At 69.4% G+C, this 1,132-nt stretch carries 1 protein-coding gene; it reads left to right on the top strand.

Features of this window, described 5'->3' with window-relative positions; genetic code table 11:
• The first annotated feature begins 447 nt into the window (after positions 1 to 447).
• The gene (locus tag GJ633_RS16815; RefSeq protein ID WP_156589664.1) at positions 448 to 1,038 is read left to right on the top strand and encodes a 50S ribosomal protein L15e; all 591 of its coding nucleotides are present in this window, start codon (positions 448 to 450) and stop codon (positions 1,036 to 1,038) included.
• The last annotated feature ends 94 nt before the right edge of the window (positions 1,039 to 1,132 follow it).

The following is a 1,132-nucleotide window of genomic DNA, read 5'->3' as shown; positions in this document are numbered from 1 at the left end:
GCCGACCGCCGCCAGCGCGAGCGCGAGAGCGAGACAGCAGGCGAGCGCGGCCGCGGGACGGAACGCGGCGCGGCGCGAGCGGTGCGGCTGTGGTGTCGTGTCGGTGGTCATGTGGAGCTGGATATCGCGAGCCGGTGCGGCTCGGGAGGCGGAGTGTACGGCTTCGTACGCGCCCGGTAGCGCGGTCGACACTTGACTCTAGTGGGCCAAAATATCGGATTCGATACCGATGGTGCGGCGCGACCGTCCTGGGCGGGTTCGACTGTGACCGTCTCGCACGCTATCCCCGGAACGAAGCGCTTAACAGCCAACCGCGGGAAGTACGGACAACTCGCTGGTGCGGACACAGCGGGCACTCGCCGCCGGGGCCGCGGTGCCGACCACGCTCCGGGACGAGACGACATGTGGCCGCCTCGCGGCTGAATCGCAACCGTCCGCGGACACACCATGGCACGAAGCTTCTACTCGCACATCAAGGAGGCGTGGCGGTCCCCCAAGGAGGGGAAACTGGCGGAGCTGCAGTGGCAGCGCAAACAGGAGTGGCGCGACCAGGGCGCCATCGAGCGGATCGAGCGTCCCACCCGTCTGGACAAGGCCCGCGAGCTCGGCTACAAGGCCAAGCAGGGCGTGGTCGTCGCCCGAGTGAGCGTCCGCAAGGGCGGCTCCCGGAAGCAGCGGTTCAAGGCGGGTCGCCGCTCGAAGCGCCAGGGCGTCAACCGCCTCTCGCGGCGCAAGTCGATCCAGCGCATCGCCGAGGAGCGCGCCTCGCGGAAGTACCGCAACCTCCGCGTGCTCAACTCCTACTGGGTCGGCGAGGACGGCTCCCAGAAGTGGCACGAGGTCATCCTCGTGGACCCGAACCACCCGGCTATCGAGACCGACGACGACCTGGGCTGGATCTGCGACGACGACCACAAGGGACGCGCGTTCCGCGGGCTCACCTCCGCCGGAACCAAGGGCCGCGGCCAGCGCACGCGCGGCAAGGGCACCGAGAAGACCCGGCCGAGCGTCACCGGGAACGACCGGCAGGGCAAGTAACCCTCCCGCCGCGTTCGACCCGATTCTCCCGCTTTTCGACCGCCGAGTGACGACTCCGGTGACCTCGCTACTCCGACGACTCCGGCAACCCCGC

This window comes from Halorubrum sp. CBA1125, from assembly GCF_009742825.1.
Lineage (GTDB): Archaea > Halobacteriota > Halobacteria > Halobacteriales > Haloferacaceae > Halorubrum.
Note: the sequence above shows the minus strand (reverse complement) of the source record. Positions and strands in the feature narration are given on the sequence as shown.

Coding starts and splice junctions, on each gene's coding strand:
- GJ633_RS16815 (WP_156589664.1), top strand. CDS start 448: ATGGCACGAAGCTTCTACTCGCACATCAAGGAGGCGTGGCGGTCCCCC.